A 19,073-nucleotide genomic window follows, 5' to 3' on the forward strand; every position below is an offset into this window, starting at 1 on the left:
AAGTTTTTGTAAAGATGAGACGGATTGCGCCCATTGCTTTAACATCACGGGTAGATTCAGCAAAAGATGAGTCGTAAAGGGTCCATTAACATGCTCCAAAAGGCAGATAATTTGGTCGAAGTGCGCGACATGAGCTTCTCGCGCGGCGACCGACGGATATTTGAAGACATCAACCTGACGGTGCCTCGCGGTAAGGTCACGGCGATCATGGGGCCATCGGGCATCGGCAAAACCACGCTGCTGCGCCTGATAGGCGGCCAGCTGGCGCCGGACAGCGGGGAGATTTGGTTCGACGGCGACAACATTCCCGCGTTGTCCCGCCGTCAGTTATACGACGCGCGCAAAAAGATGAGCATGCTGTTCCAGTCGGGCGCGCTGTTCACCGATTTGACCGTGTTCGAAAACGTGGCCTACCCGCTGCGCGAGCACAGCAACCTGCCTGAACCCCTGCTGCGCAGCACGGTGCTGATGAAGCTGGAAGCGGTGGGGCTGCGCGGCGCGGCCCAGCTGATGCCCAATGAGCTTTCCGGCGGCATGGCGCGCCGGGCGGCGTTGGCGCGCGCGATCGCGCTGGACCCGGAGATGATCATGTTCGACGAACCTTTCGTCGGCCAGGATCCGATCACCATGGGGGTGCTGGTCAAGCTGATCGATGAGCTGAACCATGCGCTGGGCATTACCTGCATCGTGGTGTCGCACGACGTGCCGGAGGTGCTGAGCATCGCCGACTACGCCTATATCGTGGCCGATCACCGGGTGATCGCCGAAGGCACCACGCAGCAATTGCAGAACAATCCTGATGCGCGCGTGCGCCAGTTTCTGGATGGTATAGCGGATGGGCCGGTGCCGTTCCGCTATCCGGCCGGGGATTATCAGACCGAACTGCTAGGCTTAGGGAGTAAATAAGCTCATGTTATTAAGAGCGTTAGCGTCGTTGGGGCGCAGTGGCATCAACACCAGCGCCAGCTTCGGCCGCGCCGGGTTGATGCTGTTCAACGCGTTGATTGGCCGGCCGGAACCCGGCAAGCAGTGGCCGCTGTTGTTGAAACAGCTCTACAGCGTCGGCGTGCAGTCGCTGCTGATCATCATGGTCTCCGGGCTGTTCATCGGCATGGTGCTGGGCCTGCAGGGCTATATCGTGCTCACCACCTACAGCGCCGAGGCCAGCCTCGGCATGATGGTAGCGCTGTCGCTGCTGCGCGAGCTGGGGCCGGTGGTGACGGCGCTGCTGTTCGCCGGCCGCGCCGGTTCCGCGCTGACGGCGGAAATCGGCCTGATGAAGGCGACGGAGCAGATCTCCAGCCTGGAAATGATGGCGGTCGATCCGCTGCGGCGCATCGTGGCGCCGCGCTTTTGGGCGGGGCTGATCAGCATGCCGCTGTTGACCATCATTTTCGTGGCGATCGGCATCTGGGGCGGCTCGGTGGTCGGCGTGGACTGGAAGGGCATCGACAGCGGCTTCTTCTGGTCGGCGATGCAGGGCGCCGTAGAGTGGAAAAAAGATCTGCTCAACTGCCTGATCAAAAGCGTGGTATTCGCCATTACCGTAACCTGGATTGCCATTTTCAACGGGTACGACGCCGTGCCTACCTCTGAAGGGATTAGCCGGGCGACGACGCGTACCGTGGTGCATTCGTCACTGGCGGTGTTGGGATTGGATTTCGTGCTGACAGCACTGATGTTTGGGAATTGATTCGATGCAAACGAAGAAGAGTGAAATCTGGGTTGGGGCATTTATGCTGATCGCGCTGTGCGCCATCGTGTTTATCTGCCTGCAGGTGGCGAACCTTAAATCGATCGGCAGCGAGCCGACCTACCGCATTTACGCGACGTTCGACAACATCGGCGGCCTGAAACCGCGTTCGCCGGTGAAGATTGGCGGCGTGGTGATCGGCCGCGTGGCGGACATCGAACTCGATTCGAAAACCTACACGCCGCGCGTGGCGCTGGATATCCAGAAAAAGTACGACCAAATCCCGGATACCAGCTCGCTGGCGATCCGCACCTCCGGCCTGCTGGGCGAGCAATATCTGGCGCTTAACGTGGGCTTCGAAGATCCTGATATGGGCACCGCCATCCTGAAAGACGGCGGCACCATTCAGGACACCAAATCAGCCATGGTTCTGGAAGACCTGATCGGCCAGTTCCTGTATAAAAGCGGCGGTCAGGACAGCGCCAAACCGGGAGACGCGGCCGCTGAGCCGGCTGCCGGCGCCGCACCGCAACCCGCTGTTCCAAATCATTAAGAGAGGATACCTGCATGTTTAAACGTTTACTGATGGTGGCTCTGCTGGTGGTTGCACCGCTGGCGAGCGCAGCCGACCAAACCAATCCTTACAGCATGATGCAAGAAGCGGCGCAGAAGACCTTCAGCCGTTTGAAGAATGAACAGCCGAAGATCAAGCAGGACCCGAACTACCTGCGCTCCATCGTGCATCAGGAACTGATGCCGTTCGTGCAGGTGAAATACGCCGGCGCGCTGGTGCTGGGCCGTTACTATAAAGAGGCGACGCCTGCGCAGCGCGAAGCTTACTTCACCGCCTTCCAGGCTTACCTGGAGCAGGCTTACGGCCAGGCGCTGGCGATGTATCACGGCCAGACTTATCAGATCGCGCCTGAACAGCCGCTGGGCAATGCCGACATCGTGGCCATTCGCGTCACCATCATCGACAACGGCGGCCGCCCGCCGGTGCGTCTGGATTTCCAATGGCGCAAGAACAGCAAAACCGGCTATTGGCAGGCCTATGACATGATCGCCGAAGGCGTCAGCATGATCACCACCAAGCAGAACGAGTGGGCGTCTACGCTGCGTACTCAGGGCATCGATGGCCTGACCAAACAGCTGCAGGCCGCCGCCGCGCAGCCTATCACGCTGGACAAGAAAAACTGATGTCGGCAGCGCTCAGCTTCGAATCAGAGCAGCAGACGCTGATCCTGCGCGGTGAACTGGACCGGGAAACGCTGCAGCCGCTGTGGCGGCAGCGCGACGCGCTGATGGCGGATAAAACCGCGATCGACGTGGCGCAACTGCAGCGCGTAGACTCCGCCGGGCTGGCGCTGTTGCTGCATCTGCAGGAAGAGCAGCGCGAGCGCGGCGTCGCGCTGAAAATTTTCGGCGCCACCGAGCGCCTGAAAACGCTGATTGCGCTCTACAACCTGCAGGCGATAATGCCTGTCGATACCGCCGGTTAGCGGCGTTTTACGCCGCCCTTACGTGGTAAAACGATACAAAGCCCCTGTTACGCAGGGGCTTTTTCTTTAGTTTAAGAAAACATCGTATTCCACTAAGATACTAGGCTGTTTATGATCCTTTAGCGGCAGAACTGGATACTATGGAAACCAACGAGATTAAAGACGTGCTGATGCAGGCATTGGCACTGGATGAAGTACATGTGACGGGCGACGGCAGCCATTTTCAGGCGATCGTGGTCGGCGAATTGTTCGCCGGCATGAGCCGCGTCAAAAAACAGCAGACGGTTTACGCACCGCTGATGGAATACATTGCGGACAACCGCATTCATGCCTTGTCTATCAAGGCGTACACCCCTGAAGAGTGGCAGCGAGACCGCAAACTCAACGGATTTTAAGGCTGTTTGCCCTGCCGGGCGGGCAGCTTCAGATTAGATAACAGAGAGTAGTCAGATGGATAAATTTCGTGTGCAGGGTCGGACTCGCCTGAGCGGTGAAGTGTCTATTTCCGGGGCCAAAAACGCCGCCCTGCCGATCCTGTTCGCCGCCCTGTTGGCGGAAGAGCCGGTCGAGCTGCAGAATGTCCCCAAACTGAAGGACATCGACACCACCATTAAACTACTCAACCAGTTGGGTACCAAGATTGAGCGCAACGGTTCGGTCTTCGTGGACGCCAGCGGCGTGAACGAGTTCTGCGCCCCTTACGATCTGGTGAAAACCATGCGAGCTTCCATCTGGGCGCTGGGGCCGCTGGTGGCGCGTTTCGGCCGCGGTCAGGTTTCCCTGCCGGGCGGCTGTGCGATCGGCGCGCGTCCGGTCGATCTGCACATCACCGGCCTCGAGCAGTTGGGTGCCGAGATCAAGCTGGAAGAAGGCTACGTCAAGGCGTCCGTCGAGGGCCGCCTGAAGGGCGCGCACATCGTCATGGACAAGGTGAGCGTGGGCGCGACCGTGACTATCATGAGCGCCGCGACCTTGGCGACCGGCACCACCGTTATCGAGAACGCCGCGCGTGAGCCGGAAATTGTCGATACCGCTAACTTCCTCAATACGCTGGGCGCGAAGATCAGCGGCGCCGGCAGCGACAAGATCACTATCGAGGGCGTCGAGCGTCTGGGCGGCGGCGTGTACCGCGTGCTGCCTGACCGCATCGAGACCGGCACCTTCCTGATCGCCGCCGCGGTTTCCGGCGGCAAAGTGATGTGCCGCAACACCCGTCCGGACACGCTGGATGCGGTGCTGGCCAAGCTGCGCGAAGCCGGTGCCGATATCGAAGTGGGCGAGGACTGGATCAGCCTGGACATGCACGGCAAACGCCCGAAAGCGGTCACCGTGCGCACCGCGCCGCACCCGGGCTTCCCGACCGACATGCAGGCCCAGTTCAGCCTGCTGAACCTGGTGGCGGAAGGCACCGGCGTCATCACCGAGACCATCTTCGAAAACCGCTTCATGCACGTGCCGGAACTGATCCGCATGGGCGCGCACGCGGAAATCGAGAGCAACACCGTGATCTGCCACGGCGTTGAACAGCTGTCCGGCGCTCAGGTGATGGCGACCGATCTGCGCGCTTCCGCCAGCCTGGTGATCGCCGGCTGCATCGCCGACGGCGTGACCGTCGTCGATCGCATCTACCACATCGATCGCGGCTATGAGCGTATTGAAGACAAGCTGCGCGCGCTGGGTGCTAACATCGAGCGCGTGAAAGGCGAGTAAGTCATTAGCGCCGGCGCGGCTGCGTCGGCAGGATGAAAATCAAAGGGCCGGCTATCAATGCCGGCCCTTTTTTAATTATTGTCTTCCGGGAATTCGCCCACCGTCATTTTCAACGTAATGCGTTTGCCGTCGCGCAGCACGATAACCGGTATCTCGGTGCCCGGCCTGATCTCCGCCACCTGATCCATGGTCTCCAGCACGGACACCGCAGGTTTGTTATCCACGTTGATGATGATGTCGTTGATCTGGAAACCGGCGCTGCTCGCCGGGCCGTTCGGCGTGATTTCGGTCACGATGATGCCCTGCAGGCGATCGATGCCGGAATTGGAGGAACGCAGCGGAATGATCTCCTTACCCTGAATGCCGAAATAGCCGCGGATAACGCGGCCGTCGCGGATCAGCTTGTCCATGATTTTGGTAGCCAGTTCGATCGGAATGGCGAAGCCGAGGCCCTCCGGCGTTTCGCCGTCGGTGATTTTGTCATAGGTCAGGGTATTGATGCCGATCAGCTCGCCCAGCGAGTTGACCAGCGCGCCGCCGGAGTTGCCGCGGTTGATTGAGGCATCAGTCTGCAGGAATGTCTGCCGGCCGGTGGTGCTCATACTGATGCGCCCGGTGGCGCTGAGGATGCCCTGAGTCACGGTCTGCCCCAGGTTGTACGGGTTGCCGATTGCCAGCACCACGTCGCCGACGTGGGCAACGCGATTTTTGTTGGTCGGGATCACCGGCAGGTTGCCGGGATCGATCTTCAGCACCGCCAAATCGGTCAGGCCGTCGGAGCCGACCAGCAGCGCTTCGTAGCGGCGGCCATCCTGCAACACCACGGTGATCTGCTGAGCGTCTTTGATCACGTGGCGGTTGGTGATGATATAGCCGCGTTCGTTCATGATCACGCCGGAACCAAGCGACAGCACGTTGGCGGCGCCGTTCAGGTTGCGGTTGTAGATGTTCACCACGGCGGGCGCGGCGCGGCGCACCGCTTTGTTGTAGCTCACCGGCGTTTCGTCGCTGGTATTCTCGGTTTTCTCTGCAAACAGGCCGTTGGAAGAGCGCAGCACGGGCAGAGCGGCCAACAGCAGGCCGGCAACGATGAGACCGATAACGACAGAACGCAAGAGCTTAGCAAACATGGAGTTTTCGTGGTGTGGTGAACGATGTTCGGAGGATAGCATGAGTTAACCGGGCGCAGTATGTCACCGAGCCCGGTTTTTGCACAAATTAACGCAGCAGCAGATAAATGGTTTCGTTACCGCGCACGATATTGAGCGCCATCACCGGCGGTTTGGCTTCCAGCACCTTGCGCAGCGCGGTGATGCTGTCCACGCGCTGGCGGTTGACGCCGATGATCACGTCGCCTTTTTGCAGGCCGATTTGCGCCGCCGTCGAGCCTTTATCCACGTTCTCCACCTTCACGCCCTTGTCGCCGCTCGGCAGCGCGCCGTTGCTGAGGGAAACCCCCTGCAGCGCCGGCGACAGCGTTTCGGCATTGGTCGAGGCGCTCTCGCTGTTGTCCAGCGTGACCGAGACTTCCTGCGGTTTGCCGTCGCGCAGCAGGCCCACCTTGAGGGTTTTGCCCGGCGCGGTGGTGCCGACCTTGGCGCGCAGTTCGGCGAAGCTGTTCACCGGCTTGCCGTCGACGGAAACCAGAATATCCCCGGCTTTGATGCCGGCCTTGGCGGCGGCGGATTTCGGCAGCACTTCGCTGACGAAGGCGCCGCGCTGCGCGTCGGTGTTGAAGGCTTTGGCCATGTCCGGGGTCATTTCACTGCCCTTGATGCCGAGCAGGCCGCGTTTCACTTCGCCGAATTCGATCAACTGCTGGCTCAGGTTCTGCGCCATATTGCTCGGAATGGCGAAGCCGATGCCGACGTTGCCGCCGCTCGGCGCCAGAATGGCGGTATTGATGCCGATCAGCTCGCCGTTCAGGTTAACCAATGCGCCGCCGGAGTTGCCGCGGTTGATCGAGGCGTCGGTCTGAATGAAGTTTTCCAGCCCTTCCAGATTCAGGCCGGTGCGGCCCAATGCCGAGATGATGCCGGAGGTGGCGGTTTGGCCCAGGCCAAACGGGTTGCCGACCGCCACGGCGAAGTCGCCGACGCGCAGCTGATCGGAATCGGCCATCTTGATGGCGGTCAGGTTTTTGGTGTCGCTGAGCTGCAGCAGGGCGATGTCGGATTGCTCATCGCGGCCGACCAGTTTGGCGTCCAGTTCGCGGCCGTCGTTCAACTGCACGCGGATTTTATCGGCGTTGTTGATGACGTGGTTGTTGGTCAGCACGTAGCCTTTGGCAGCGTCGATGATGACGCCGGAGCCCAGCCCTTCAAACGGGCGGGAGCTCTGCTGCTGACCGGGGAAATTGGGGCCGAAGAAGCGTCTGAACTCTTCCGGCAGCTGTTGACGCTGCACCTGGGTGCCGGCGACATGCACGCTCACGACGGCGGGCAAGACTTTTTCCAGCATCGGCGCCAGGCTCGGCAGCGGCTGCCCCTGAACGGCGACGGGCAGGGCCGCGTTGGCCACCGGTGCGGCGCTGAGCGCCAGGCCGAGGCTCATTGCCAATGCACTAAGAATTAACGACTTTTTCTTCATTGATGATAACTCTCTCAATACCTGCCGATGAAAATTTGATGATAAGGCAATCACCTTGTCATAGTGAAGGGTAAGACCGTGAATTTGCGTGCAAAGTTCAGTAAAGGTAATGCGAAGGAAGGTCAATAAGGCACAAACGGGGTTAAACCCGCGGGTGGCCCCGCGGGTGAAGAAGGGATATCAGTCGCGGCGCGCACTTTGGCCGCGCAGCAGGCCGGAGGCCCCTTCAGAATAGTCGCGCGGCATTTCCACCGGCGCCTGATCGTTGTCCGCTTCCGCTTCGGTCAGGCGATAGCGGAACGGGTTCTCCTGCATCGGCAGATCCGGCAGCAGGTTGTTGGAGCTTTTCGCCATATGCTGATACAGCTGACGATAATCACGCGCCATGTTGTCCAGCAGCTCGGCGCTGCGGGCAAAGTGGCCGACCAGCTCCTGACGATACTCTTCCAGCTCGGTTTTGCTCTTGTCCAGCTCGTTCTGCAGGACTTGTTGTTGACGTAATTTACGGTTGCCAAAACGCATCGCCACCGCACCAATCACGATACCGACGACCAAACCAATCAGCGCATACTCCCAGGTCATGATGACTCCTATTTTGACTTCGTTGTTCCGCAGGGATTTTTCACTTAATAATATCCACTATAACCGTTAACCTTGTCAGAGTGGAATCCTGATGCGCTTCCACCCAGTGTTTACAGGGTTTTCAGCGGCGCCCGCAGCGGGCATTTGTGGCGATAACGGTGCGAATCGGCATCAACTTGCCGCCAACGTTGGCTAAATAATTTCTAAGCGTTCTTAGGGAACATCGAACAGATGCAGGCACTATCACCGTTATCTCGCTACCAGCAGGCGCTGGAAGCGGGGGAATATCAGGCCGATGAGGTTCAACGCCGGGCCGTCACTCAACTGGATCGCATTTATCAGGCCTTGCTGCAAAAACCGGCGGCGAGCCCGCCGGCCGGCGGGCTGCGCGGCAAGCTCAGCCGTTTGCTGGGCAAAGGCGGCGAAACGGCGCCGCAGCGCCCGGTGCAGGGGCTGTATATGTGGGGCGGCGTCGGACGCGGCAAAACCTGGTTGATGGACATGTTCTTCCACAGCCTGCCGGGCGATCGCAAAATGCGTCTGCACTTCCACCGCTTCATGCTGCGGGTGCATGAAGAGCTGACCGAGCTGCAAGGGCGGGAAAACCCACTGGACATCGTCGCCGACGGCTTCAAGGCCGAAACCGACGTATTGTGCTTCGACGAATTCTTCGTGTCCGACATCACCGACGCCATGCTGCTGGCCACGCTGCTGCAGGCGCTGTTCGCCCGCGGCATCACGCTGGTGGCTACGTCGAACATCCCGCCGGACGATCTGTATCGCAACGGCCTGCAGCGGGCGCGTTTCCTGCCGGCTATCGATCTGATCAACGAGTTCTGCGACGTGATGAACGTCGACGCCGGCATCGACTATCGTCTGCGCACCCTGACCCAGGCTCACCTCTATCTGACGCCGCTGAACGACCAGACGCGCGCGACCCTGGATCGGATGTTCGTCAAACTGGCGGGCAAGGCGGGGGAGGAGGCGCCGGTGCTGCAGATCAACCATCGGCCGCTGCAGGCCATTCGTTCGGTGGACGGCGTGCTGGCGGTGGATTTCCACACGCTGTGCGAAGAGGCGCGCAGCCAGCTGGATTACATTGCGCTGTCGCGGCTGTATCACAGCGTGATCCTGTATAATGTGCAGGTGATGGGGCCGCTGAAAGAGAATACCGCGCGCCGTTTCCTGGCGCTGGTGGACGAATTCTACGAGCGGCACGTCAAGCTGGTGATCGGCGCCGAGGCGTCGATGTTCGAGATCTACCAAGGGGAACGGCTTAAGTTCGAGTACCAGCGCTGCCTGTCGCGCCTGCAGGAAATGCAGAGCGAAGAGTACCTCAAGCTGCCGCATCTGCCCTGAGTCCGCCGGGCCTATCGCCGGTTGCCTGCCGCCGGCGATAAATTTATTTTCCATTCAAAAACCGTTCGATCTTTGTGAGCGACTTCTCTATAATCTTGCGACCCCACGTTACAACAAAGTTTTTTTTCCCAAAAACTTTATAGTGCCGGCAATGGCTATTCGAAGGGGTAGGTTTGCTGGACTTGTATGGTCGTGTGAGCCTCAACTGTTTTCGAGCGTTTGGGTGTTCACCAACGTGTAACTAATTATTGGGTAAGCTTTCTAATGAAAACTTTTACAGCTAAACCAGAAACCGTAAAACGCGACTGGTACGTTGTTGATGCAGATGGTAAAACTTTAGGCCGTCTCGCTACTGAACTGGCTCGTCGCCTGCGCGGCAAGCATAAAGCGGAATACACCCCGCACGTGGATACCGGTGATTACATCATCGTTCTGAACGCTGACAAAGTTGCTGTAACCGGCAACAAGCGTACAGACAAAGTGTACTACCACCACACCGGCCACATCGGTGGTATCAAGCAAGCGACCTTTGAAGAGATGATTGCCCGCCGTCCTGAGCGCGTGATTGAAATCGCGGTTAAAGGCATGCTGCCAAAGGGCCCGCTGGGTCGTGCTATGTTCCGTAAACTGAAAGTTTACGCGGGCACCGAGCACAATCACGCGGCACAGCAACCGCAAGTTCTGGACATTTAATCGGGATTAATGGCAATGGCTGAAAATCAATACTACGGCACTGGTCGCCGCAAAAGCTCCGCCGCTCGCGTCTTCATCAAGCCGGGCAACGGTAACATCGTTATCAACCAGCGCAGCCTGGAACAGTACTTCGGTCGCGAAACTGCCCGCATGGTAGTTCGTCAGCCGCTGGAACTGGTCGACATGGTTGGCAAACTGGATCTGTACATCACCGTTAAAGGTGGTGGTATCTCCGGTCAAGCTGGCGCTATCCGTCACGGTATCACCCGTGCACTGATGGAATACGATGAGACTCTGCGTTCTGAACTGCGTAAAGCTGGCTTCGTCACCCGTGACGCTCGTCAGGTTGAACGTAAGAAAGTCGGTCTGCGTAAAGCACGTCGTCGTCCGCAGTTCTCCAAGCGTTAATTTTCGCTGCTTCGGCAGTGCGATTTACGCAAAAAACCCGGTGCTTCACCGGGTTTTTTTATGCCTAAAATCCGCCATCCCCGACTAAAATCTGTGGCATATCAGACAATTCAACATGAATTCGCCGCACCGCCCCCACAAAACAAGCAAAATCTGGTAAACTATCACCCACTTTTGCGCCTGTTCGCCGTGCAGTTGACCCCCCTGGGCCGGTTTTTCATGGGCTCGGGTCGCGCTGCGTGCTGCCGGCCTGCGGCAAGATTATTCAGGATAGCAGCCTGTCAGTTGGCTATTCGCAGTATTTTCTAGATAACTTGGAGGTTTTCATGGCTGTCGCTGCCAACAAACGTTCGGTAATGACGCTGTTCTCTGGCCCGACCGACATTTTTAGCCATCAAGTACGCATCGTACTGGCGGAGAAAGGTGTCAGCGTCGAGATCGAGCAGGTCGAAATGGATAACCTGCCGCAAGATCTGATTGACCTCAACCCTTACCAGACGGTGCCTACGCTGGTCGATCGCGAACTGACCCTGTATGAATCCCGCATCATCATGGAATACCTGGATGAGCGTTTCCCGCACCCGCCGCTGATGCCGGTTTACCCGGTTGCCCGTGGCGAGAGCCGTCTGATGATGCTGCGCATCGAGAAGAACTGGTACTCGCTGATGGACAAGATCGAGAAGAGCAGCGGTCAGGAAGCGGAATCCGCCCGTCGCCAACTGCGTGAAGAGCTGCTGGCGATCGCGCCGATCTTCGGTCAGACGCCGTATTTCATGAGCGAAGAGTTCAGCCTGGTGGATTGCTACCTGGCGCCGCTGTTGTGGCGTCTGCCGCAGCTGGGCATCGAATTGAGCGGTGCCGGCTCCAAAGAGCTGAAAGGCTACATGACCCGCGTCTTCGAACGCGACGCCTTCCTGGCTTCCCTGACCGAAGCCGAGCGTGAAATGCGCCTGCAGACCCGGGGCTAAGCGCGATGGACATGTCTCAGATGACGCCGCGTCGCCCGTATCTGCTGCGGGCGTTCTACGACTGGCTGCTGGATAACCAGCTGACGCCGCACCTGGTGGTCGACGTGACTCGCCCGGACGTGCAGGTGCCGATGGAGTTCGCGCGTGACGGCCAGATAGTGCTGAATATCGCGCCGCGCGCGGTAGGCAACCTGGCGTTGGGCAACGAAGACGTGCAGTTCAACGCGCGCTTCGGCGGCGTGCCGCGTCAGGTTTCGGTGCCGATGGCCGCCGTGTTGGCAATCTATGCGCGTGAAAACGGCGCCGGCACGATGTTCGAACCGGAAGCCGCCTACGACGAGAGCGAAGGCGTGTTCGAAGGCCTGGACAATGAGACGATCCCTTCGGAAACGCTGATGTCGGTGATCGACGGCGATCGCCCGGACACCGCGGAAGACAACGGCCCGGACGACGAACCGCCGCAGCCGCCGCGCGGTGGCCGCCCGGCGCTGCGCGTGGTGAAATAAGCCCGCGCGAACAAACGAAAAAGCACCCTATGGGGTGCTTTTTTTTTGCCCGGCAGAAATGAATCAGCCTTTCAAGGCGGCAATGCAGGCATCGCGCGGCGCGCTGAGATCGCCTACGCGCACGGTGGACAAGGCGCGGGTTGCGCGCTGGCGGAAACTGGTGACGGCGGTGTCGCCTTGCACTTCCGGCGGCGCGGTGCAAATGTCATTGAGCGGCAGATCGTTGCCTTTGTTGAGCGCCTGCAACACCGCCGCCGGATTGTAGATCAGGGCGGCGGAGAGGGCCGATTTGATGCCGGCGGTAAAGCCGGCATTGCCGCCGCCGGCCAGCTTGGGCGCCAGGGCAATCCAATTGTCGTCCCCCAGCCGGATGCTGTTTTCCACGGCGTTGAACTGCCCGGCCTTGCCTAACTGAGCCACGACCGGCCGCGCGCCGCGCGCTTCGATATTGTAACCAACCTCCTGCGAATCCAGCGCCATGGCTGAAGCGCTGAAACTGACGGCCAGCAGCGCGCCGGCCAACAGGGAAATGGAGCATTTCATGTTCGCTATCCTTATCTCGGTGTCAGGCGCAGCCGCGCCCCGCAATGGTGCCAACTCAATACTATAGCGCGTTGAGACGGTGAGGAGAGGGGGAGGGGTGACAAAGCGTGGCAGGCTAAAAACGGAGGCCCGGCAATATGCCGGGCCTCCGATGGTACGGAAGGTTTACACTTCCAGGTAGTTCATGATGCCATCTGCCGCTTTGCGGCCTTCGGCAATCGCTGTCACCACCAGGTCGGAGCCGCGCACCGCGTCACCGCCGGCGAAAATTTTCGGGTTGCTGGTCTGGAACGCGTTGTCGCTGCCCTCCGGCGCCAGGATGCGGCCCTGTTTATCGAGCTGCACGTCGTGCGCCGCCAGCCAGTCCATGCGGTGCGGGCGGAAGCCGAACGCCATCACCACCGCGTCCGCGTCGATCACGTGTTCGGAACCCGGTACCTGCTCCGCCGCCTGACGGCCGTTGGCATCCGGCGCGCCCAGCTGGGTGCGCACCATTTTCACCCCGGCCACGCGGCCGGCGCTGTTCAGTTCGATGCTCAGCGGCTGCAGGTTGAACTGGAAGTCCACCCCTTCTTCCCGGGCGTTCTTCACTTCGCGCTTGGAGCCCGGCATGTTGGCTTCGTCGCGGCGGTAGGCGCAGATGACCTGCGTCGCGCCCTGGCGCACCGAGGTGCGCACGCAGTCCATGGCGGTATCACCGCCGCCCAGCACCACCACCCGCTTGCCTTCCATGCTGACGTAAGGCTCGTGCTGATCGGCTTCATACCCCATCAGCTGCTTGGTGTTGGCGATCAGGAACGGCAGCGCGTCGTACACGCCCTGCGCTTCCTCGTTCTCCAGGCCGCCGCGCATCGACTGATAGGTGCCGACGCCGAGGAATACCGCATCGTACTCGCTCAGCAAGGTCTCCATGCTGACGTCTTTGCCCACTTCAGTGTTCAGTTGGAACTCGATGCCCATCTCGCTGAAAATGCCGCGGCGTTTGACCATCACTTCCTTTTCCAGCTTGAAGGCCGGGATGCCGAAGGTCAGCAGGCCGCCGATCTCAGGATGACGGTCATACACCACCGCTTTGACGCCGTTGCGGGTCAACACGTCGGCGCAGGCCAGCCCGGCAGGGCCGGCGCCGACGATCGCCACGCGCTTGCCGGTCGGCTGCACGTGCGACATGTCCGGCTTCCAGCCCATTTCGATGGCCTTATCGCTGATGTAGCGCTCGATATTGCCGATGGTGACCGCGCCGAACTCGTCGTTCAGGGTGCAGGAGCCTTCGCACAGGCGATCCTGCGGACACACGCGGCCGCACACTTCCGGCAGGCTGTTGGTCTGATGCGCCAGGTCCGCCGCTTCCATGATGCGGCCTTCGTTGGCCAGCTTCAGCCAGTTCGGGATGTAGTTGTGCACCGGGCACTTCCACTCGCAATACGGGTTGCCGCAGGACAGACAGCGGTCCGCCTGGGCCTTGGCCTGGGTTTCCGAAAACGGTTCGTAGATCTCGACGAACTCGATTTTGCGGATCTTCAGCGGTTTCTTTGGCGGATCAACACGCTGCAGGTCGATAAATTGATAAACGTTCTGGCTCATTAATGACCTACCTCTTACTGCGCCTGCACCCGCAGCTCGGCTGCGGAACGGCTACGGTGACCCAACAGCGCTTTGACATCGCTGGACTTCGGTTTGACCAGGGCGAACTTCGGCGCCCACTCCGGCCAGTTGGCCAGGATCTCTTCCGCGCGGGAAGAGCCGGTCGCCTGCACGTGTTCGGTGATCAGGCCGCGCAGGTGCTCCTCATGGATCGCCAGCTGATCGACATCCAGCACTTCCACCAGCTCCGGGTTCACGCGCTTGCGGAACTCGCCGTCTTCGTCCAGCACGTAGGCGAAGCCGCCGGTCATGCCCGCACCGAAGTTGATGCCGGTTTTACCCAGCACGCAGACGATGCCGCCGGTCATGTATTCGCAGCCGTTGTCGCCGATGCCTTCCACCACGGTGATGGCGCCGGAGTTGCGCACCGCGAAGCGTTCGCCCGCGCGGCCGGCGGCGAACAGTTTGCCGCCGGTGGCGCCGTACAGGCAGGTGTTGCCGACGATGCTGGCTTCATGGCTGCGGAAGGCGGAGCCGATCGGCGGACGCACCGCGATGCTGCCGCCGGCCATGCCTTTGCCGACATAGTCGTTGGCGTCGCCGGTCAGGGTCAGCTCGACGCCGCCGGCGTTCCAGACGCCGAAGCTCTGCCCGGCGGTGCCGGAGAAGTGCGCCTTGATCGGATCGGCCGCCATGCCCTGATCGCCGTGCACGTCGGCGATTGCGCCGGACAGCATGGCGCCCACGGAGCGGTCGGTGTTGCGAATGTCGAAGTAGAAGGTTTTACCCTGCTTCGCTTCGATATGCGGCTGCGCCTGCGCCAGCAGCTCTTTGTTCAGCAGGCCCTTGTCGAACGCCGGGTTGCTGCTTTCGGTGCAGTACACCGCTTTGCCCGGATGCGGCGTGGCGGTTTTCAGCAGCGGTGCCAGATCCAGCTTGTTCTGCTTGGCGGAAATGCCGTCCAGCTCGGTCAGGAACTCGGTGCGGCCGATCAGATCCACCAGCTGGCTCACGCCCAGCTGCGCCATGATCTCGCGGGTTTCACGCGCGATAAACTGGAAGTAATTCGTCACGCGTTCCGGCAGGCCGTGGTAGTGATCGCGGCGCAGCTTGTCGTCCTGAGTCGCGACGCCGGTCGCGCAGTTGTTGAGGTGACAGATGCGCAGGTATTTACAGCCCAGCGCCACCATCGGCCCGGTGCCGAAGCCGAAGCTTTCCGCGCCCAGGATCGCCGCCTTGACGATGTCGACGCCGGTTTTCAGGCCGCCGTCCACCTGCAGGCGGATCTTGTGGCGCAGGCCGTTGGCCACCAGCGCCTGCTGGGTTTCCACCAGGCCCAGCTCCCACGGACAGCCGGCGTATTTCACCGAGGACAGTGGGCTGGCGCCGGTGCCGCCGTCGTAACCGGCGATGGTGATGAGATCGGCATAGGCTTTCGCCACGCCGGTGGCGATGGTGCCGACGCCCGGCTCGGAAACCAGTTTCACCGAGATCACCGCTTTCGGGTTGACCTGCTTCAGGTCGAAGATCAGCTGCGCCAGATCTTCGATCGAGTAGATGTCGTGGTGCGGCGGCGGGGAGATCAGCGTTACGCCCGGCACCGAGTAACGCAGTCTGGCGATGTACGGAGTCACCTTGTCGCCCGGCAGCTGGCCGCCTTCGCCCGGTTTGGCGCCCTGCGCCACCTTAATCTGGATCACGTCGGCGTTCACCAGGTAGGCCGGCGTCACGCCGAAGCGGCCGGAGGCCACCTGTTTGATGCGCGACACCTTGTTGGTGCGGTAGCGCGCCGGATCTTCGCCGCCTTCGCCGGAGTTGGAGAAGCCGCCGAGGCCGTTCATGGCGATCGCCAGCGACTCGTGCGCTTCCGGGCTCAGTGCGCCGATCGACATCGCCGCGGTGTCGAAGCGTTTGAACAGCGACTCCGCCGGTTCAACCTGATCGACCGGGATCGGTTCGCCTTTCGGCGTGATGGCCAGCAGATCGCGCAGCATGGCGACCGGCCGCTCGTTCACCAGCTTGGCGTAGGCCTGATAGTCGCTATATTCCCCGCTGTGCACCGCTTTTTGCAGCGAGTTCACCACGTCCGGGTTGTAGGCGTGGTATTCGCCGCCATGCACGAATTTCAGCAGGCCGCCTTGCTCCAGCGGTTTGCGTTTCAGCCAGGCGCGCTTGGAAAGGTTCTGCAGATCCTGCTGGAAGTCGCTGAAGCTGGCGCCGCCGATGCGGCTGACCACGCCCTGGAAGCACAGATCCGCCAGATCGCGATGCAGGCCGACCGCTTCGAACAGCTTGGAGCAGCGGTAAGAGGCGATGGTCGAGATGCCCATTTTGGACATGATCTTGTACAGGCCTTTATTGATGCCGTTGCGGTAGTTCAGCATCACGTCGCGGTATTTCTTGTCGATCGCCTGGCTGTCCACCAGCTTGGCCAAGGTTTCATAGGCCAGGTACGGGTAGATGGCGGTCGCGCCGAAGCCGAGCAGCACGGCGAAGTGGTGCGGATCGCGGGCGCTGGCGGTTTCAACAATCAGGTTGGCGTCGCAGCGCAGGCTTTTCTCTACCAGGCGGGTTTGCACGGCGCCAACGGCCATCGGGGCCGGGACCGGCAGGCGGCCGGGCGCGATGGCGCGGTCGGACAGCACCAACAGCACCGCGCCCTCGCGCACCTTGCGTTCCGCTTCGTCGCACAGGGCGCGAATGGTCTGCTCCAGATCCTGTTGCTGCGGATCGAAGGTCAGATCGAGCGTCTCGGCGCGATAGTATTCGCCTTCCAGCGTGGTGAGCTGTTTGAAATCGGAGTACAGCAGGATCGGCGATTTGAAGCTCAGGCGGTGCGCCTGGCCTTCGGCTTCGCAGAAAACGTTCATTTCACGGCCGATGCTGGTGGCCAGCGACATGACGTGCGCTTCGCGCAGCGGATCGATCGGCGGGTTGGTGACCTGCGCGAACTGCTGGCGGAAATAGTCGTAAACGATGCGCGGCCGGCTGGAGAGCACGGCGAACGGGGTATCGTCGCCCATCGAACCGGTGGCTTCCTGGCCGATCTCGCCCAGCACGCGGATCACCTGATCCAGCTCTTCGCTGCTGTAGCCGAACTGTTTCTGGTAGGTTTCGAGCTGCGCGTCGTCGAGTTCGCGGCTGCCGACCTGATCGTCCGGCAGATCTTCGAACGGCACCAGACGTTTGACGTTTTTCTCCATCCACTCTTTATACGGGTGGCGGCTTTTCAGATCGTTGTCGGTTTCCGCCGAGTGCAGGATGCGGCCGCTGCGGGTGTCGATCACCATCAGCTCGCCGGGGCCGACGCGGCCTTTTTCCACCACTTCATCCGGCTGGTAATCCCAGATGCCGACTTCGGAGGCGCAGGTGATCAGCTTGTCTTTGGTGATCACATAGCGCGCCGGGCGCAAGCCGTTGCGATCGAGGTTACAGGCGGCGTAGCGGCCGTCGGACATCACGATGCCGGCCGGGCCGTCCCACGGCTCCATGTGCATCGAGTTGAAGTCGAAGAAGGCGCGCAGATCGCCGTCCATGTCCGGGTTGTTCTGCCAGGCCGGCGGCACCAGCAGGCGCATGGCGCGGATGAGATCCATCCCGCCCGCCAGCAGCAGCTCCAGCATGTTGTCCAGCGAGCTGGAGTCGGAGCCGGTTTCGTTGACGAACGGCGCGGCGGCCTGCAGATCCGGGATCAGCGGCGTTTGGAATTTGTAGGTACGGGCACGCGCCCATTGGCGGTTGCCGGTGATGGTGTTGATTTCGCCGTTGTGCGCCAGGTAGCGGAACGGCTGCGCCAGCGGCCAGCGCGGCACAGTGTTGGTGGAGAAGCGCTGGTGGAACAGGCAAATGGCCGATTCCAGGCGCAGGTCCGCCAGATCGAGATAGAAGCGCGGTAGATCCGCAGGCATGCACAGGCCTTTATAGATCGTCACCAGATTGGAGAAGCTGCAGACGTAGAAGCTGTTGTCCTGCACGCGTTTCTCGATGCGGCGGCGCGCCACGAACAGGCGGCGCTCCATATCGCGCGGGCGCCAGCCGGCCGGGGCGTTAACGAAGATTTGCTCGATGCGCGGCAGGGAGGAGAGGGCGATTTCACCCAGCACGTCCGGGTTGGTCGGCACTTCGCGCCAGCCGACGATCGACAGCGTTTCGTTTTGCAGCTCTTCTTCCACGATGCGGCGGCTGAGGCGCGCTTCCTCTTCATTCTGGCTGAGGAATATCATGCCGACGGCGTAGTTCTTGGCCAAACGCCAGCCGCGCTCTTCCGCCACCATGCGGAAGAAGCGATCGGGTTTTTGCAGCAACAGGCCGCAGCCGTCGCCGGTCTTGCCGTCGGCCAGGATCGCGCCGCGGTGCTGCATGCGGGCCAGCGCGTGAATGGCGGTGCGCACCACCTTGTGGCTAGGTTCGCCTTCTATGTGGGCGATCAGGCCGAAACCACAGTTGTCCCTCTCTTGGGATTTATCGTACAACATATCGTGAACCTCCCCAGGCTCTGCGTGACTCTCACAACCTACTGCGAGGGGGCTTCCCAATTTCAGGCAGAAGTCCAATCAGCAAGTTAACCCCGCCAATCTGCTTTTCCGCCCTCCATCAATGGCCTCTCGTGACGGTCTCACAAGTGGTATAGGACTTGTTTTAAGAGGGAGTCTTCAATTACTGCATAAATATGACGAGACGTTTGCCCGTCCAGAAAGCTTCCAGCGGACTTCCAACTTAGCGAGAAAGAATTCGCAGGTCAAATGTGGGCTTAAGATAGATTCTTATCGAATTTATGGTATTTATTTATTTGAAAAATAAGGTGTTTAATGCATTTTTGCACTATCGTGGGGCAACGCCGATCCCCGCAGAAGTGTGAGCTGTCTCACTATAGTGCAACCCCTTAATCTCTGCACCATGCTAGTGCGGGGGTTAATGGCAGAGTTTTATTCTATAAGAT

At 60.5% G+C, this 19,073-nt stretch carries 18 protein-coding genes; 12 read left to right on the forward strand and 6 right to left on the reverse strand.

Features of this window, described 5'->3' with window-relative positions; genetic code table 11:
- The first annotated feature begins 90 nt into the window (after positions 1-90).
- The 7 genes from mlaF (at position 91) to murA (ending at position 4,902) form a co-directional block, all read left to right on the forward strand.
- Positions 91-906, forward strand: coding sequence for a phospholipid ABC transporter ATP-binding protein MlaF (gene mlaF, locus ACJ8IM_RS14220; protein ID WP_028127533.1), 816 nt, complete (start codon positions 91-93; stop codon positions 904-906).
- A 4-nt stretch (positions 907-910) separates the two neighbouring features.
- Positions 911-1,693 (forward strand): lipid asymmetry maintenance ABC transporter permease subunit MlaE, encoded by a 783-nt coding sequence (gene mlaE, locus ACJ8IM_RS14225; protein WP_004937059.1) that lies wholly within the window; start codon positions 911-913, stop codon positions 1,691-1,693.
- Between the two features lie 4 nt (positions 1,694-1,697).
- Complete coding sequence (mlaD, locus tag ACJ8IM_RS14230) at positions 1,698-2,246, forward strand: outer membrane lipid asymmetry maintenance protein MlaD (protein ID WP_033636129.1); 549 nt, start codon at positions 1,698-1,700, stop codon at positions 2,244-2,246.
- 14 nt (positions 2,247-2,260) lie between these two features.
- Positions 2,261-2,890 (forward strand): phospholipid-binding protein MlaC, encoded by a 630-nt coding sequence (mlaC, locus tag ACJ8IM_RS14235; protein WP_033636128.1) that lies wholly within the window; start codon positions 2,261-2,263, stop codon positions 2,888-2,890.
- A complete protein-coding gene (mlaB, locus tag ACJ8IM_RS14240; RefSeq protein WP_016930202.1) occupies positions 2,890-3,192 on the forward strand; it encodes a lipid asymmetry maintenance protein MlaB in 303 nt (100 codons plus the stop codon). Before mlaC ends, mlaB begins: the two co-directional genes overlap by 1 nt.
- A 140-nt stretch (positions 3,193-3,332) precedes the next feature.
- On the forward strand, positions 3,333-3,587 hold the full coding sequence (gene ibaG / locus ACJ8IM_RS14245) for a BolA family iron metabolism protein IbaG (RefSeq protein WP_004937066.1): 255 nt from the start codon (positions 3,333-3,335) through the stop codon (positions 3,585-3,587).
- A 55-nt stretch (positions 3,588-3,642) separates the two neighbouring features.
- Positions 3,643-4,902 carry a UDP-N-acetylglucosamine 1-carboxyvinyltransferase gene (gene murA, locus ACJ8IM_RS14250; RefSeq protein WP_004937068.1) on the forward strand — a complete coding sequence of 420 codons (1,260 nt, stop codon included), beginning with the start codon at positions 3,643-3,645 and terminating at the stop codon, positions 4,900-4,902.
- A 71-nt stretch (positions 4,903-4,973) separates the two neighbouring features.
- Here the strand turns inward: murA and degS are convergent, their stop codons facing one another.
- The 3 genes from degS to zapG form a co-directional block, all read right to left on the reverse strand.
- Positions 4,974-6,032 carry an outer membrane-stress sensor serine endopeptidase DegS gene (degS, locus tag ACJ8IM_RS14255; protein WP_033636127.1) on the reverse strand — a complete coding sequence of 353 codons (1,059 nt, stop codon included), beginning with the start codon at positions 6,030-6,032 and terminating at the stop codon, positions 4,974-4,976.
- A gap of 88 nt (positions 6,033-6,120) precedes the next feature.
- A complete protein-coding gene (gene degQ / locus ACJ8IM_RS14260) occupies positions 6,121-7,491 on the reverse strand; it encodes a serine endoprotease DegQ (protein ID WP_033636125.1) in 1,371 nt (456 codons plus the stop codon).
- Between the two features lie 180 nt (positions 7,492-7,671).
- Complete coding sequence (zapG, locus tag ACJ8IM_RS14265; protein WP_004937074.1) at positions 7,672-8,073, reverse strand: Z-ring associated protein ZapG; 402 nt, start codon at positions 8,071-8,073, stop codon at positions 7,672-7,674.
- 231 nt (positions 8,074-8,304) lie between these two features.
- Between zapG and zapE the strand changes: the two genes are divergently transcribed.
- The 5 genes from zapE to sspB all read left to right on the forward strand — a co-directional run bounded on the left by zapE (position 8,305) and on the right by sspB (position 12,007).
- Positions 8,305-9,432 (forward strand): cell division protein ZapE, encoded by a 1,128-nt coding sequence (gene zapE / locus ACJ8IM_RS14270; RefSeq protein WP_101455682.1) that lies wholly within the window; start codon positions 8,305-8,307, stop codon positions 9,430-9,432.
- Between the two features lie 264 nt (positions 9,433-9,696).
- Positions 9,697-10,125, forward strand: a complete 429-nt coding sequence (rplM, locus tag ACJ8IM_RS14275) for a 50S ribosomal protein L13 (protein ID WP_004937079.1) — start codon at positions 9,697-9,699, stop codon at positions 10,123-10,125.
- 15 nt (positions 10,126-10,140) lie between these two features.
- The gene (gene rpsI, locus ACJ8IM_RS14280; RefSeq protein WP_004937080.1) at positions 10,141-10,533 is read left to right on the forward strand and encodes a 30S ribosomal protein S9; all 393 of its coding nucleotides are present in this window, start codon (positions 10,141-10,143) and stop codon (positions 10,531-10,533) included.
- A gap of 326 nt (positions 10,534-10,859) precedes the next feature.
- A complete protein-coding gene (sspA, locus tag ACJ8IM_RS14285; protein ID WP_025304366.1) occupies positions 10,860-11,501 on the forward strand; it encodes a stringent starvation protein SspA in 642 nt (213 codons plus the stop codon).
- Positions 11,502-11,506: 5 nt separating this feature from the next.
- Positions 11,507-12,007 carry a ClpXP protease specificity-enhancing factor gene (gene sspB, locus ACJ8IM_RS14290; RefSeq protein ID WP_004937084.1) on the forward strand — a complete coding sequence of 167 codons (501 nt, stop codon included), beginning with the start codon at positions 11,507-11,509 and terminating at the stop codon, positions 12,005-12,007.
- Between the two features lie 63 nt (positions 12,008-12,070).
- Here the strand turns inward: sspB and ACJ8IM_RS14295 are convergent, their stop codons facing one another.
- The 3 genes from ACJ8IM_RS14295 to gltB all read right to left on the reverse strand — a co-directional run bounded on the left by ACJ8IM_RS14295 (position 12,071) and on the right by gltB (position 18,609).
- Positions 12,071-12,550 carry a hypothetical protein gene (locus tag ACJ8IM_RS14295; protein WP_033649000.1) on the reverse strand — a complete coding sequence of 160 codons (480 nt, stop codon included), beginning with the start codon at positions 12,548-12,550 and terminating at the stop codon, positions 12,071-12,073.
- Between the two features lie 165 nt (positions 12,551-12,715).
- The gene (locus ACJ8IM_RS14300; protein WP_033649001.1) at positions 12,716-14,134 is read right to left on the reverse strand and encodes a glutamate synthase small subunit; all 1,419 of its coding nucleotides are present in this window, start codon (positions 14,132-14,134) and stop codon (positions 12,716-12,718) included.
- Between the two features lie 14 nt (positions 14,135-14,148).
- The gene (gene gltB, locus ACJ8IM_RS14305) at positions 14,149-18,609 is read right to left on the reverse strand and encodes a glutamate synthase large subunit (RefSeq protein WP_101455681.1); all 4,461 of its coding nucleotides are present in this window, start codon (positions 18,607-18,609) and stop codon (positions 14,149-14,151) included.
- Positions 18,610-19,073 lie beyond the last annotated feature (464 nt).

The organism is Serratia sp. CY33525 (assembly GCF_052169115.1).
GTDB lineage: Bacteria > Pseudomonadota > Gammaproteobacteria > Enterobacterales > Enterobacteriaceae > Serratia > Serratia sarumanii.